Consider the following 13,990-nt stretch of genomic DNA (forward strand, 5'->3'; position numbering starts at 1 on the left):
CACCCATCCTCGCAGGGACCGCGGGACGGCCGGGAAGGCGACCGTGTCCCGACCGGTACCGGCATGCACGGGACTCACACAGAACGTTTCCCTACGATGGCGCGGTGACCAGTACCGCGTCCTCCATGGACCTCCGGCCGGGCCAGGCACCGCACGACCAGCGGCCGACGTGGCAGCAGCGGCTGCGCCGATTCGGGTACGCGCCGGCGGGGGACACGCCCGCGGGCGACGTGCGTGACCGGCTGGTTCCGCCGTACAACGAGCCGAGCCCGCGCCTGTGGCAGGTGCTGGGCGTGCCGCCGGTCCTGGCCGAGCGGCTCACCCGCTGGTCGGGCTGGGGCGGTCCGCTGCTGGTGACACTGCTGGCGGGCGTGATGCGGTTCTGGCACCTGGGCAGCCCGCGTGCGGTGATATTCGACGAGACGTACTACGCCAAGGACGCCTGGGCGCTCGTCCACCGCGGGTTCGAGGTCAACTGGGACAAGAACGCCAACGACGCGGTGCTGCAGACGCACGGGCACCTCGCGATCCCCACGGACGCGGCGTACGTCGTGCACCCGCCGGTCGGCAAGTACGTCATCGGCCTGGGCGAGCTGGTGTTCGGGTTCGACCCGTTCGGCTGGCGGTTCATGACGGCCCTGCTGGGGACGCTCTCCGTGCTGCTGCTGTGCCGGATCGGGCGCCGGATGTTCCGTTCGACGTTCCTCGGCTGCCTGGCGGGCGCGCTGATGGCGGTGGACGGCCTGCACTTCGTGATGAGCCGTACGTCGCTGCTGGACGGCGTGCTGATGTTCTTCGTGGTGGCCGCGTTCGGCTGCCTGGTCGTCGACCGGGACAGATCCCGCGCGCGCCTGGCCGCCGCCCTCCCGGCCGACGCGGACGGCCGGGTCCGCCCGGACGCGGCCGTGGCCGACACCCTCCGCCTCGGCTGGCGGCCCTGGCGCTGGGGCGCGGGGCTGATGCTGGGCCTGGCCATCGGCACGAAGTGGAACGGCCTGTACATCCTGGCCGCCTTCTGCGTGCTGGCGGTGCTGTGGGACGTCGGCGCCCGCAAGGTGGCCGGCGCCCACCACCCGTACCTGGCGGCGCTGAGGCACGACACGGGCATCACGTTCCTCGCGACGGTGCCGGTGGCGATCGGCGTCTACCTGCTCTCCTGGCTCGGCTGGATCCTCTCCCCGACCGACGGCACCGGCGGCTACTTCCGCAACTGGGCGGCGACCGACGGCAGGGGCGGCCACTGGACCTTCCTGCCGGACTGGCTGCGCAGCCTGTGGCACTACGAGCACGAGGTCTACAAGTTCCACGTCGGCCTGTCGACGCCGCACACCTACCAGTCCAACCCGTGGAGCTGGCTGGTCCTGGGCCGCCCGGTCTCGTACTTCTACGAGTCGCCCTCCCCCGGCGCCGACGGCTGCCCGGCCGACGCGGGCGAGAAGTGCGCCCGCGAGGTACTCGCCATCGGCACCCCCGTCCTGTGGTGGGCGGGCATCGTCGCCCTCCTGTACGTCCTCTGGCGCTGGGCGTTCCGCCGCGACTGGCGGGCCGGCGCGATCGCCTGCGGCATCGCGGCCGGTTACCTGCCCTGGTTCATGTACCAGGAGCGGACGATCTTCCTCTTCTACGCGGTCGTCTTCCTCCCCTTCCTCTGCCTGGCCCTGGCCATGCTCATCGGCGCCATCATCGGCCCCCCGGGCTCTACGGACACCCGCCGCCTGATCGGCGCCTCGTCGGCGGGCGTACTGGTGCTGCTGATCGCCTGGAACTTCATCTACTTCTGGCCGCTGTACACGGGGACTGCGATCCCGATCAACGACTGGAGATCGCGGATGTGGCTGGATACGTGGGTGTAGCCGGGCACACGCGCCCAGGACGGCCCGGCAGGATGCGGCCGACCTGGGCGTTGTCAGTTGTCCGAGGCCGTCACCGGCCGCCGGTCAAAGACTCGGCGCCAGCAGGCTCAGCCTCAGCAGCGCGGCGGTGGCCAATGCTGCGGGGAGGGCGTACCACCACGAGCGGAGCCAGTAGGCCTTGACGAAGACCCACGTCAGCAGTGCCGTCACGAACGAGAGGCCCAAGGCAAGGCCGGCGGCGAAGTTCGAGTGAGCAGCGGTCTCGCTGTCCCAAGGTCCAGCCGGTTCGGCCATGTACGCGAGAAATCCGACGTAGATCGTTACCACATGCCCTAGAGCCAGGAGGAGACCGCAAACGACAGACCCCGTCCGCGTGCGCTTCCTCGCGGGCGGCCCTGACGATGACGCCTGGGAAGACACAGGACCGGTGCAGCGGCTCACCGCATGGCCTCCTTCGCATCGTTCAGCTTCTGGTCGAAGCTCTGTCCATAGGCCTGGGCCCCTGGGTCCTGGTAGTACGGTCCGCCGTTGTATCGAGCAGCCAGCTCCTGCATTTGTGTGCGGGTCATCTGCTCTGGCGGCACGTCGGCGAAGCCGCTTTCCGCCTTGAGCTGTGCCAGGTACTCGGAGGCGATGAAGATATTCTTCGCCGGGTCTTTGATCGCGCCCACCACTTGGTCCCGCTGGATGTCGGTGAGGTGCTGCGAGTCATAGCCGAGCACCTCAGCGGCACGACGGACCTGTATGGACAGGGGGCCCATTGACGTCTCGTCCGGGTCGTTGGAGCCAGGGAGGATCTTGCGTCCCTCGTATGCCAGGTCGTCCAGAACGGCGGGGTCTCCCATGACTTCCTGCCAGGCGATACCGGCGACCATCTCGGGCGGCAGTCCAGCGTCATGCGCCGCTGCCCTGATCAGCTCTTTATTGGCGGAGATGTATTCACGCCGCCCCTCATCGGAGAGTGACGGCAGCCAGTAGTAGTTTCCCTGACCTTCAGGAAGGCCGTTGATACGAGTCTCGATACGAGAAAGGATCTCGTTGGCCACGACATTCCGGCCCGTGGTGGGGATGTCGTCCATCTTGGGTCCGGCGCCGGGAAGCTGGGCATAGGGGTTGTCCCGCGCCTGCCGGGCCTCGACCTGCAGCGGGCCCAGATGTCTCAGGAGCTGTCCGGGATCGGCGATGGGACATTGGAACTCGGGCAAAGACCGGTAGGCCGCCCTGATATCGGCGATGCACGTCTCGCGCGCTTCGGACTCCACCCGCAGGGCATCGCCGTAGTGGCCCTTGGTCTGATGGTAGTAGCGCTCAGCGTCCTCGCGGATCGTGTCGACATCGACGCCGAGTTCCGCGAACCAGTCCATGACGCCGGTGGTGGCCCGCAGGTCCTCCCACTGCCTCAAGGGCTCAGCGGCACGCGCCGTCGGCGTGATCGCGGTGGCTTGCTTGGCCATCACCTCCGACAGCTGGGCTTCGGAGTGCTTCCCGCTCTTGTAGTGGCTCTTGGCTGTGGTCACCGCTTCGCTGTAGACCGTGAGGGCACTGGCCACTTGACGGAAGGAGTCCGACAGGGAGTCAGTGAGTTCCCTCGCTTCGCTCAGCCGCTTTGCGTACAGGTCACGTGCGTCGCTCCTCCAGTGCACCTTCATCGCTTTGTGGAGGGCATCATCAGTAGTGCCGATCAACTCGTGCAGCCGCGTGAACTCCGCCGAACTAAGACCGATCAGCGCCGGGTTGGCGTCCTCCAGGAACTCGACGTCCGCGCGATAGGCCACGGCTATCACCGGTCCGCAGGGGCCGTGTAGCACCCCGCCGTGAGTACCGAGTTCAGTTCCCCGCGAACCGCTTCGTCATAGTTGGTGTAAGCGCCACCAGCTGACTTCAGTTTGCCGGCCAGCGCAGCCAGCAGGATGACCGCGTCGGCGTACTGCTCTTTGGCGTACCGGGCGAATGTCTCAACACTGGCGGCGAGCTCCGGGTGGACCCTAGGGGCGCGGCACATCGTCGCGTTCTCCCCGTCCATCCGTCCCTCGTACAGGACTCCTGCTATCTCCAGCAGTTCGTGCGAGCTTCCGTCGATGGAGTCCGCGCTCACCGAGAATCCGGCTCCGTGGCCGGCCGGGCCGTCGGTGGGACCGCCGCCTCCGTCACCGGGCAACTGGTTCAACTGCATGTGCGCCGACTGCCGCCGCGCAAGAGCGTCCGCCTTGAGTTGAGCCCATTCCTCTTCCCACGACACCGTGTCCCCCCGGTCCGGCCGCTGGCTGCCTGCGCACAGGCTCGTCATCCCTATTCTGTCACGTACAGACCATCAATGATCAAAAAAGACCGACCGACCCGTCCGGCCATAGAGCCGGGACGGGTCACAGTTTTCACGCGGGCCCTCCTGCCAGACCCGGTGCCGATGGAGAGTTGGTGGCAGCGAGGGCATCGGCCTCACCGGTGCCATCCTCCACGCCGATGTCGTCAGACATGCGAAGGCGGCGGCCGCGGGACTCGGCTACGCGTAACGCGTCGGCCAGGCATTCCGAGAGCCGGATCGCGGTGTAGCGGACCTCGACGTTCGGGGACAGGGGGTCGTCCAGGACCTTGCGGGCCCCTACGAGCACGTCCAGGCCATCGGCCAGCTGCAGATCCTCCGTCTCGTCGGCAAGCCGCGAGAGGTAACCGCCCTCACCGGCGGTGGCGAGGAAGCAGGGCTTGCCCTCCGGTGACGACCAGGGGAGCAGCCTGAGCTTGGTGCGGGGATCCATCAGGCCGCCGTCCTCTCCGCGCCGATCACGTGCTGGTCGAGGTCGATGCCGAAGTCGGCGGCTAGGACGAGGGTGCGGCGGCGGTGCCGCTGGCGTGCCCTTTCCTGCTCGTGGGCCGTGAGGTAGGGGCGGACGAGCCGGGACTCGGAGCCGGCCAGGGGGAGGTGGAGGCAGTACGGGGAGCGGTGGATGGGGAGGCAGAGGGAGTCGGTGGGGTGCCTTTCCGGGGAACGGTGCGGGCGGGGGCCGCCGGCTCGGTGGGCTCCGGTGCCCGGGCCGAGGAGAAGGGCCAGCCAATGGGCGAGGCGGCGGATAAGGTCGTGCATGTCGGCGCTCCCAAGGAAGCGTTGGCCGCGCCCCGGGAGGTCTAGCCACCTCGCCGGGGTTCTGTCATTGCTGACGATAGCGAAACTGCGTCCCCCCGCACCCCACAACTCCCCACCGCGTTCCGACGCGGTGCGCAGCGTCCTACTACTGCGCGGCGCGTCGCGGTGCTCCACCGTTGAGCCATGACTGAGCTGCCGCGCTACGAGTACGTGAAGCTTGCGGATGCCATCGCCGCCGAGATCGCCTCCGGCAAACTGCCGCAGGGCGCGGCCCTGCCCGGCGAGCGTGCGATGACCGAGTTGTACGGCGTGAGCATCGGCACCGTGCGGCGGGCCATCGTCGAGCTGCGCAAGCGCGGCCTGGTCGCGACCCTGCCCGCGAAGGGGACGTACGTCATCGGGACCCCTGAGCCGACCACCGACTGAGAGCGCCATCGCCCCCGATATCCCGTTTCCGCCCCACCCTCGCCACGCCTACCGTGACCCCGTGACGACTCAAGTGATCGTGCTCAACGGTGGGTCCAGTTCGGGGAAGTCCGGGATCGTCCGGTGTCTTCAGGCGGTGTTGCCCGGGGCGTGGCTGGCGTTCGGGACGGACACGTTCGTCGACGCGTTGCCGGCGGCCATGCGGGCCGGGGACGGGGGGATCGAGTTCGGGGCGGACGGTGAGGTGGTCGTCGGCGCGGAGTTCCGGAAGTTGGAGGCCGCGTGGATCGAGGGCGTCGCCTCGATGGTGCGGGCGGGGGCCCGGGTCGTCGTGGACGAGGTGTTCCTCGGCGGGGCGCAGTCCCAGGGTCGGTGGCGGAAGGCGCTGGACGGGCTAGGGGTGTTGTGGGTGGGGGTGCGGTGTGATGCCGCCGTCGCCGCGGGGCGTGAGGTCGCGCGGGGTGACCGGGTCACCGGAATGGCCGTTTCCCAGGCGGGGCTCGTGCATCAGGGGGTCGACTACGACCTCGAAGTGGACACCACGCACGCCGAGTCGATGGAGTGTGCACGGACCATTGCCGCACATGTCGGGTGATCGACCGGACAGCGACGTCTCTCTTCGGACAACAATCGGCAACACCGGCCACAACTGCCGCACAACCGCTTACAGTTCCGCTGCGACCTGCTTTTGAACGCGTTCAGGAATGTCCCGGGCGCAGCAGGTCCCCACGGGGAGACGGGGAGAGGGTGCGCCTGATGCGCAGCGGAGTGAAGGCCGGGGTCATAGGCGGCGTGTGCGCGGTGATGCTGGGCGGCGCCGGCTACGGCGCCTACAACATCCTGTCCGCGCTGAACGGCGACGGGGGGACCGGGGGCGCGGCCGCCGTCCGGACGGGGCCGCCCAGCCGGGACGAAGTGAAGGACACCACGGGGAGGTTCTTCGCCGCGTGGCAGAAGGGGGACGCCGCCGCGGCCGCTTCGTACACGAACTTCCCCGAGTCGGCGAGGGACTTGCTGACGGCGTACCGGAGCGACGCGCACCTCACCAAGGTGCACATCACGCCGGGCGCGGCCACCGGCGCGACCGTGCCGTTCACGGTCAGGACAACGGTGTCGTACGGAGGGAAGTCCCGGCAGCTCAGCTATGAGTCCACGCTGACCGTGGTGCGCGGCGAGACCTCGCACCGCGCCCTGGTCGACTGGCAGCCCTCCGTCGTGCACCCGCGGCTGCGCAAGGGCGACACCCTCGCGACCGGCGAGTCCGCGGCGCCCGAGATCGAGGCCGTGGACCGCGACGGGCAGGTGCTGTCGAAGGAGAAGTACCCCTCGCTCGGCCCGGTCCTGGACGAGCTGCGCAAGCGCTACGGCGACACGACGGACGGCAGGCCCGGCGTGGAGCTGGTCATTCGCCACCAGGGCGCCGGCGAGGAGAGCCCGGCCGACACCACCCTGCTCACCCTCGCCAAGGGCCGACCGGGCAAGCTGCGCACCACGCTCAGCGCGAGCGCGCAGGCGGCCGCGGAGACGGCCGCGCGGAAGTACGCGGACGCGTCCGTCGTGGCCGTGAAGCCCAGCACCGGCGAGATCCTGGCCGTCGCCAACCACCGGGAGGACGGCTTCGACGCGGCCCTGCTCGGCGAGCGCCCGCCCGGCTCCACCATGAAGATCGTCAGCGCGGCGACCCTCATCGACACCGGGCTGACCAGCGCGAACGGCAAGGCTCCCTGCCCGCCGACCGCCGTCTGGCAGAGCCAGACGTTCCACAACCTCAAGAACATGCCCCCGAACGAGAACGCCACCCTTTCGGAGAGCTTCGCCCGCTCCTGCAACACGGCGTTCGTGAAGTTCGCCGACGACCTCGGGGTCGACGCCCTCACCAAGGAGGCGCAGGACCGGTTCGGGATCGGGCGCAACGACTGGAAGATCGGCGTGCCGTCCTTCGACGGCCGGGTGCCCGCCTCCGGCGGACCGGACACGGCGGCCAATCTGATCGGCCAGGGCCAGGTGCAGATGAGCCCGCTGAACATGGCCTCCGTCACGGCCACCGCGATGACCGGCGCCTTCCGGCAGCCGGTGATCGTGCCGCTGGCCCTGGACCACCGCGAGCCGGCCCGCGCGCGCGGGCTGTCGCAGAGCACCGTCCAGCAGTTGCGCGCGATGATGAACCGCACCGCGACCAGCGGCACCGCGGCCACCATCATGTCCGGGCTCGGCGGGAGCATCGGCGCGAAGACGGGTTCGGCCGAGTCCGACGGGCAGGCGAAGTCGGACAGTTGGTTCGCCGGGTACCGCAACGACATGGCCGCCGCCGCGATGGTCCAGGACGGCGGGCACGGCGTCGACGCGGCCGGGCCGATTGTCGCAGGCGTGCTACGGACCGCGGGCTGACGTCACCCACACAGCGGGGGACTTTAGGCTGGTCGGCGTCGTTGGGGTGTGCGGGCCGTGAGAACGCTGGTAAGGCGCGGAGGAACTGAGGCTGTGGGCAAGAGAAGGCGCGTCGCCGAGCGGCGGAAGAACAGACCGGTGATGCTCGGCGGGATGATCGCCGTGGTCGTCGGCGGTGCCGGCCTCGGTGCCTACGCGCTGTACGGCGGCGGGGCGGCGGCCGACGACCGGCCGTCCGGCCCGACCGTCAAGACGGGCCCGCTCAGCGCCGCCGAGGTGCGCACGGCCTCCACCCGCTTCCTCACCGCCTGGCAGCACGGCAGGGTGACCGAGGCGGCGGCCGCCACAGACGACCCGTCCACCGCGGCGGAACTGCTCACCGGCGCCACCAAGGACGCGCACCTGAAGGACGTCACGCTCACCGCCGGCAGGGCCGCCGGCGCCAAGGTGCCGTTCTCCGTCAAGGCGACGGTGTCGTACAAGAGCACCGGCAAGCCGCTCGGCTACGACAGCTCGCTCACGGTCGTGCGGCGCAAGAGCGACGGCGCCCCGCTGGTCGGCTGGCACTCCTCGGTCGTCCACCCGGACCTGAAGGACGGCGACTCGCTCGTCACCGGCGAGTCCGGCACCCCGCCGGTGACGGCGCTGGACCGCGACGGCGAGAAGCTGACGGCCGCGAAGTACCGCTCGCTGGGCACCGTGCTGGACGGCCTGCGCGAGAAGTACGGCAAGACGGCGGGCGGCAAGGCGGGCGTGGAGCTGCGCGTGGTGCGCGGCAAGGCGTCCAAGGCGGCCAAGCTGTCCGACAAGACCCTGCTGGAGCTGAGCAAGGGCACGCCGGGAACCGTGCGCACGACGCTCAGCCCGGCCCTGCAGGCGACGGCCGAGCAGCAGGTCGGCAAGCGGGCCCGCGCCTCGGTGGTGGTCGTACGGCCCTCGACCGGGGAGATCCTCGCGGTCGCCAACAGCGGGCACGGCTTCAACACCGCCTTCCAGGGCTCGCTGGCGCCCGGCTCCACGATGAAGGTCATCACCTCGTCGCTGCTGATCGACAAGGGCCTGGCGTCGGTGGACAAGAAGCACCCGTGTCCGAAGACGTTCACCTACGGCGGCTGGAAGTTCCACAACGACGACGACTTCACGATCAAGGACGGCACGTTCAAGGCGAGCTTCGCCCGCTCCTGCAACACCGCCTTCATCAGCCAGGCGAAGAAGCTGGAGAACGACGACCTGACCAAGCAGGCCCAGCAGGTCTTCGGCCTGTCCATGAACAACTGGGCGATCGGCGTGCCCACCTTCGACGGCGCGGTGCCGGTGCAGTCGGCGGCGCAGATGGCGGCGTCGCTGATCGGGCAGGGCGGGGTGCGCATGAACCCGCTGAACATGGCCTCGGTCGCCGCGACGGTGAAGTCGGGCACCTTCCACCAGCCCTATCTGGTCTCCCCCGAGGTCGACCACCGCAAGCTGGCCACCGCGTCCCGCACCCTGTCGGGCAGCACGCTGTCGCAGCTGCGGGAGCTGATGCGGTACACGGCCGCCTACGGCACCGCCGCCGAGGCCATGTCCGGCCTCGGTCCGGACTACGGCGCGAAGACCGGTTCGGCGGAGGTCGACGGGCAGAAGAAGCCCAACGGCTGGTTCACCGCCTACCGAGGCGACCTCGCGGCCGCGGGCGTGGTCCAGGCGGGCGGTCACGGCGGTGACACGGCCGGGCCGATCGTCGCGACGCTGCTGAAGCAGGGAAGCTGACCGCCGCCGTCACCGGCCCGGCTCAGCTCACCACCGGTTCGGCCTTGTAGGTGCGGCGCAGGAAGCTGATCAGCGCCTTCGACTCGAACTGCACCACCGAGACACCGCCGTCGGAGTGGAACTCCACGACGGCCTGGACGCGTCCGCAGGGCCACACCCGTACGTCGCCGCTGGTGGCCGGGGCGGTCAGTCCCCGTTCGAGCAGGGCGCGGGAGCAGGTCCATTCATGCGCGCCGGGCAGGTCGATGTGCACCGATCGCGGATCGCTGTCGGGGTCGTAGCGCAGTACGACGGGTACGGCTCCGGGATCCTCCTCGTCCGTGACGATATGGGCGCGTGCGTACTGTTCGACTACAGACATCGGACCGCCCTTTCACGCTCAGTCACCTCAGCGAAAGCCGTGCATCCGCTTCTTCTCTAATGTCCCATATTTTCCGGTTTGCACCTCCGCGAGACGGAAACTACGTCTCTCTTGCAAACCCTTCGCAACAAGGCCCTAGACTCGTACGGTGCACGTACCTGACGGATTCATCAACGCCCCTGTCTCCGCCGTCACCGGGGTGGTCGCCGCCGGCGCCATCGCGGTGAGCCTGCGGGGTGCCCGCCGTGAACTCGACGAGCGCACCGCTCCGCTGGCCGGTCTGGTGGCCGCGTTCATCTTCGCCGTACAGATGCTCAACTTCCCCGTGGCGGCCGGAACAAGCGGCCATCTGCTGGGCGGTGCGCTCGCCGCGATACTCGTCGGCCCCTTCACGGGGGTGCTCTGTGTGTCGGTGGTGCTGCTCATGCAGGGTGTGCTGTTCGCGGACGGCGGGCTCACCGCGCTCGGGGTGAACATCACCGATATGGCGATCGTCACCACGGTGGTGTCCTACGCCGTCTTCCGCGGGCTGCTCGCCGTGCTGCCCCGCAAGCGGCGCTCGGTGACCGTCGCCTCCTTCGTCGCCGCGCTGGTCTCGGTGCCGGCCGCCGCCGTCGCCTTCACGCTCATGTACGCGGTCGGCGGCACCACCGACGTCTCCATCGGCAAGGTGGCGACCGCGATGATCGGTGTCCACGTGCTGATCGGCATCGGTGAGGCCGTGATCACCGCCCTCACCGTGGGCGCCGTGGTCGCCGTACGCCCGGACCTGGTGCACGGCGCGCGCGGGCTGCGGCAGCGTCTGCGGCTGCGGGTGAACGGCGAGCTGGTGGACGCCCCCGCGCCGGCCGCCCCCGTGGCGGCACGCACCTCCCGGCGCACCCTGTGGCTGACCGGTCTGGTCACCTCCCTGGTCCTCGCCGGGTTCGTGAGCTTCTACGCCTCCGCGAACCCCGACGGCCTGGAGAAGGTCGCGCACGACCAGGGCATCGACAAGAAGACCGGCAAGCACGCCTCGTCCGGCTCCCCGCTCGCCGACTACGGCGTCGAGGACGTCTCCGACGCCCGGCTGTCCGGCGGTCTCGCGGGCGTGATCGGCGTCGGCGTCACCGTCGTCGCCGGCAGCACGGTGTTCTGGGCGGTACGCAGGCGCCGCGACACGGACGTCTCCCCCACCTCCACCGCGAGCACGGGCGCCTGACGTGGGAGCGGGACACGCGCACCGGCTCTACCGGCACGGGCACTCGCCCGTGCACGCCCTGCCGCCGCACACCAAACTGGCGGCCGCCTTCGCGTTCGTGGTCGTCGTGGTGTCGACCCCGCGGGAGGCGATGTGGGCGTTCGCGGTCTACGCCGTGCTGCTCGCCCTCGTCGCGCGCCTGGCGCGCGTGCCCTCCGGTTTCCTGCTGAAGCGGCTGCTGATCGAGGTGCCGTTCGTGGCCTTCGCGGTGCTCATGCCGTTCGTGGCGGAGGGCGAGCGGGTGCAGGTGCTCGGCCTGTCGCTGAGCGTCAACGGGCTGTGGGGCGCCTGGAACGTGCTCGCCAAGGGCACCCTCGGCGTCGCCGCCTCCGTACTGCTCGCCGCCACCACCGAGCTGCGCGAACTGCTGCTCGGGCTGCAGCGGCTGAAGCTGCCGCCGCTGCTCGTGCAGATCGCCTCCTTCATGATCCGCTACGGCGACGTCATCACCGACGAGATGCGCCGGATGCGGATCGCCCGTGAGTCGCGCGGCTTCGAGGCGCGGGGCGTACGGCACTGGGGGGTGCTCGCCAAGTCGGCGGGCGCCCTGTTCATCCGCTCCTACGAGCGCGGGGAGCGGGTGCACCTGGCCATGGTCAGCCGGGGGTACGCCGGCTCGATGCCGGTCATCGACGAGGTGACCGCGTCCCGGGCCGAGTGGCGTCACGCCCTCACCCTCCCCTGCGCCGCCCTCGTCGTCTGTCTGCTGGGATGGGTCCTGTGACTACACCTGCCTCACTGGAGGTCTCCGGCCTCGCCTTCGCCTACCCCGACGGCCACCAGGCCCTGTTCGGCGTGGACTTCTCCGTCGCGCGCGGCGAACGGGTCGCGCTGCTCGGCCCGAACGGCGCCGGCAAGACCACCCTCGTGCTGCACCTCAACGGCATCCTGGGCGGCGGCACCGGCACCGTGACCGTGGCCGGGATGCCGGTCGGCAAGCGGCACATGGCCGAGATCCGGCAGAAGGTCGGCATCGTCTTCCAGGACCCGGACGACCAGCTCTTCATGCCGACGGTGCGGGAGGACGTGGCGTTCGGCCCCGCGGCCGCCGGGATCAGGGGCGCCGCGCTGGAGGAGCGGGTGCGCACGTCCCTGGACCTGGTCGGGATGGGGGACTTCGCCGACCGGCCGCCGCACCACCTGTCGTTCGGGCAGCGCCGCCGGGTCGCGGTCGCGACCGTGCTCGCGATGGAGCCGGAGATCCTGGTCCTGGACGAGCCGTCGTCCAACCTGGATCCGGCCTCCCGCCGGGAACTCGCCGACATCCTGCGCTCGTTGGACGTCACCGTCCTGATGGTCACGCACGACCTGCCCTACGCCCTGGAGCTGTGCCCGCGCTCGCTGGTCCTCAGCGAGGGCGTCATCGCGGCGGACGGCCCGACCGGCGAACTGCTCTGCGACGACGCCCTGATGCGGGCGCACCGGCTGGAGCTGCCGTTCGGCTTCGACCCGAGGTCCGTGCCAATGGGCGCGTGACGCGTCAAGACGACCAAGTCGGGCGGCGAAGGTGGCTATCGGCCCCAACAAGCACCGCGGCTACGGCCTCGCGGTCGCCCTCAGTGTCTCCCTGCCCGTACTGGACCGGGAGGTCGCGACGGAGCTGGTGGACGCGGCGCACGAGGTCCGCTCGTACTCGAACGCCACCCGCGGCAACATCGATGTAACGATTCTGTTGGGCTGATCCCGCCGAGGAATCGCAGGCCCGCGGACCCCGTTGCACCCACTGTCGCAGGCGATCGGAAGGGACGGCGGACGTGGACGTGCACGGCACTGTGGCCGAGGGCTTCGAGCCGGTCAGGCAGGCGTTCGCCGCCAACTTCGAACTGCTCGGGGAGCGGGGCGCGGCCGTCGCCGTGTACCGGGACGGCAAGAAGGTCGTCGACCTCTGGGGCGGCACCAGGGACGTGGACGGCACCGCCCCCTGGGTGCCCGGCACCGCGCAGATCGTGCGCTCGGCGACCAAGGGCGTCGCCGCCGCCGCGCTCCTGCTGCTGCACCAGCGCGGCGAGCTGGACCTGGACGCCCCGGTCGGCACGTACTGGCCGGAGTACAAGGCGGCCGGCAAGGAGCGCACCCTCGTCCGGCACCTGCTCGCGCACCGGGCCGGGGTGCCGGTGCTGGACCGCCCGCTGACCCCCGCGGAGGCGGCCGACCCCGACCTCGGCGCGGCGGCCGTCGCCGCCCAGGCCCCGGTCTGGGAGCCGGGCGCCGACCACGGCTACCACGCACAGACCTACAGCTGGCTCACCGGCGAGCTGGTCCGGCGGATCACCGGGCGGCCGGTCGGCACCTGGATCGCGGAGGAGATCGCCGCGCCCACCGGCGCGGAACTGTGGCTCGGACTGCCGGAGGCGGAGCAGCCACGCGTGGGCCGGGTCGGTCCCGTGGAGGCACCGCAGGCGTCCGGCACCCTGCGGACCCGTCCCAAGCGGGCCGTGTCCGAGGCCTACGCCGACCCCGAATCCCTCACCCGCCGTGCCTTCGCCGCGATCACCCCGCTGCCGGACGAGAACGCGCCCGCCTACCGCGCGGCGGCCCTGCCCGCCTCCAACGGCATCGCCACCGCCGACGGCCTGGCCCGCTTCTACGCCGCGCTCATCGGCGAGGTGGACGGCGGCACCCGGCTGTTCACCCCGGCGACCGTGGAACTCGCCCGCGCCGAGCGGTCGGCCGGACCGGACCGGGTCCTCGTGGTGGGCACCCGGTTCGGCCTCGGTCACATGCTGCACGGCAGCGCCTCGCCGCTGCTGTCGCCCGGCTCCTTCGGCCACCCGGGCCGCGGCGGTGCCCTCGCCTTCACCGACCCGGAGACCGGCGTCGCCTTCGGCTACGTCACCAACGGCTTCCGCAAGAGCGTGACGGCGGACCCGAGGGCGCAGGCACTGGTCCGGGCG

At 70.5% G+C, this 13,990-nt stretch carries 15 protein-coding genes and 1 pseudogene; 10 read left to right on the forward strand and 6 right to left on the reverse strand.

The window, feature by feature from the left end; all coding sequences use genetic code 11:
* Nucleotides 1-104: 104 nt before the first annotated feature.
* Nucleotides 105-1,853 (forward strand): phospholipid carrier-dependent glycosyltransferase, encoded by a 1,749-nt coding sequence (locus tag AB0924_RS10720; RefSeq protein ID WP_366911168.1) that lies wholly within the window; start codon nt 105-107, stop codon nt 1,851-1,853.
* Nucleotides 1,854-1,937: 84 nt separating this feature from the next.
* Here AB0924_RS10720 and AB0924_RS10725 read toward each other — a convergent pair whose 3' ends face one another.
* The 5 genes from AB0924_RS10725 to AB0924_RS10745 all read right to left on the reverse strand — a co-directional run bounded on the left by AB0924_RS10725 (nt 1,938) and on the right by AB0924_RS10745 (nt 4,932).
* Nucleotides 1,938-2,180, reverse strand: a complete 243-nt coding sequence (locus AB0924_RS10725; RefSeq protein WP_358928730.1) for a hypothetical protein — start codon at nt 2,178-2,180, stop codon at nt 1,938-1,940.
* 110 nt (nt 2,181-2,290) lie between these two features.
* Nucleotides 2,291-3,628, reverse strand: a complete 1,338-nt coding sequence (locus tag AB0924_RS10730) for a hypothetical protein (protein ID WP_366911169.1) — start codon at nt 3,626-3,628, stop codon at nt 2,291-2,293.
* A 5-nt stretch (nt 3,629-3,633) separates the two neighbouring features.
* Nucleotides 3,634-4,092 (reverse strand): hypothetical protein, encoded by a 459-nt coding sequence (locus tag AB0924_RS10735; protein ID WP_366911224.1) that lies wholly within the window; start codon nt 4,090-4,092, stop codon nt 3,634-3,636.
* Between the two features lie 133 nt (nt 4,093-4,225).
* Nucleotides 4,226-4,606, reverse strand: a complete 381-nt coding sequence (locus AB0924_RS10740; RefSeq protein WP_366911170.1) for a hypothetical protein — start codon at nt 4,604-4,606, stop codon at nt 4,226-4,228.
* A complete protein-coding gene (locus AB0924_RS10745; protein ID WP_358928722.1) occupies nt 4,606-4,932 on the reverse strand; it encodes a hypothetical protein in 327 nt (108 codons plus the stop codon). Before AB0924_RS10745 ends, AB0924_RS10740 begins: the two co-directional genes overlap by 1 nt.
* 183 nt (nt 4,933-5,115) lie before the next feature.
* Here AB0924_RS10745 and AB0924_RS10750 point away from each other — a divergent pair, with 183 nt between their 5' ends.
* The 4 genes from AB0924_RS10750 to AB0924_RS10765 all read left to right on the forward strand — a co-directional run bounded on the left by AB0924_RS10750 (nt 5,116) and on the right by AB0924_RS10765 (nt 9,495).
* Nucleotides 5,116-5,358 carry a winged helix-turn-helix domain-containing protein gene (locus tag AB0924_RS10750; protein WP_358928720.1) on the forward strand — a complete coding sequence of 81 codons (243 nt, stop codon included), beginning with the start codon at nt 5,116-5,118 and terminating at the stop codon, nt 5,356-5,358.
* 61 nt (nt 5,359-5,419) lie between these two features.
* Entirely contained in the window at nt 5,420-5,953 is a 534-nt protein-coding gene (gene cpt, locus AB0924_RS10755; RefSeq protein ID WP_366911172.1) for a chloramphenicol phosphotransferase CPT, read from the forward strand.
* Nucleotides 5,954-6,114: 161 nt separating this feature from the next.
* Nucleotides 6,115-7,746 (forward strand): penicillin-binding transpeptidase domain-containing protein, encoded by a 1,632-nt coding sequence (locus AB0924_RS10760; RefSeq protein WP_366911173.1) that lies wholly within the window; start codon nt 6,115-6,117, stop codon nt 7,744-7,746.
* 93 nt (nt 7,747-7,839) lie between these two features.
* On the forward strand, nt 7,840-9,495 hold the full coding sequence (locus AB0924_RS10765; protein WP_366911174.1) for a penicillin-binding transpeptidase domain-containing protein: 1,656 nt from the start codon (nt 7,840-7,842) through the stop codon (nt 9,493-9,495).
* A 22-nt stretch (nt 9,496-9,517) separates the two neighbouring features.
* Here the strand turns inward: AB0924_RS10765 and AB0924_RS10770 are convergent, their stop codons facing one another.
* The gene (locus AB0924_RS10770; RefSeq protein ID WP_358928712.1) at nt 9,518-9,856 is read right to left on the reverse strand and encodes an SsgA family sporulation/cell division regulator; all 339 of its coding nucleotides are present in this window, start codon (nt 9,854-9,856) and stop codon (nt 9,518-9,520) included.
* Nucleotides 9,857-10,004: 148 nt separating this feature from the next.
* Here AB0924_RS10770 and AB0924_RS10775 point away from each other — a divergent pair, with 148 nt between their 5' ends.
* The 5 genes and pseudogenes from AB0924_RS10775 to AB0924_RS10795 all read left to right on the forward strand — a co-directional run.
* Nucleotides 10,005-11,057 carry an energy-coupling factor ABC transporter permease gene (locus tag AB0924_RS10775; RefSeq protein ID WP_366911175.1) on the forward strand — a complete coding sequence of 351 codons (1,053 nt, stop codon included), beginning with the start codon at nt 10,005-10,007 and terminating at the stop codon, nt 11,055-11,057.
* A gap of 1 nt (nt 11,058) precedes the next feature.
* A complete protein-coding gene (gene cbiQ, locus AB0924_RS10780) occupies nt 11,059-11,820 on the forward strand; it encodes a cobalt ECF transporter T component CbiQ (protein ID WP_358928708.1) in 762 nt (253 codons plus the stop codon).
* On the forward strand, nt 11,808-12,572 hold the full coding sequence (locus AB0924_RS10785; RefSeq protein WP_358928706.1) for an ABC transporter ATP-binding protein: 765 nt from the start codon (nt 11,808-11,810) through the stop codon (nt 12,570-12,572). The genes cbiQ and AB0924_RS10785 overlap by 13 nt, the downstream gene beginning before the upstream one ends.
* Nucleotides 12,573-12,594: 22 nt before the next feature.
* Nucleotides 12,595-12,777, forward strand: a pseudogene (locus AB0924_RS10790) (organic hydroperoxide resistance protein); the annotation flags it as partial.
* A gap of 73 nt (nt 12,778-12,850) precedes the next feature.
* A partial coding sequence (locus AB0924_RS10795; RefSeq protein WP_366911176.1) for a serine hydrolase domain-containing protein occupies nt 12,851-13,990 on the forward strand: 1,140 nt, incomplete at its 3' end.

Source organism: Streptomyces sp. NPDC047869 (assembly GCF_040704065.1).
Taxonomy (GTDB): domain Bacteria; phylum Actinomycetota; class Actinomycetes; order Streptomycetales; family Streptomycetaceae; genus Streptomyces.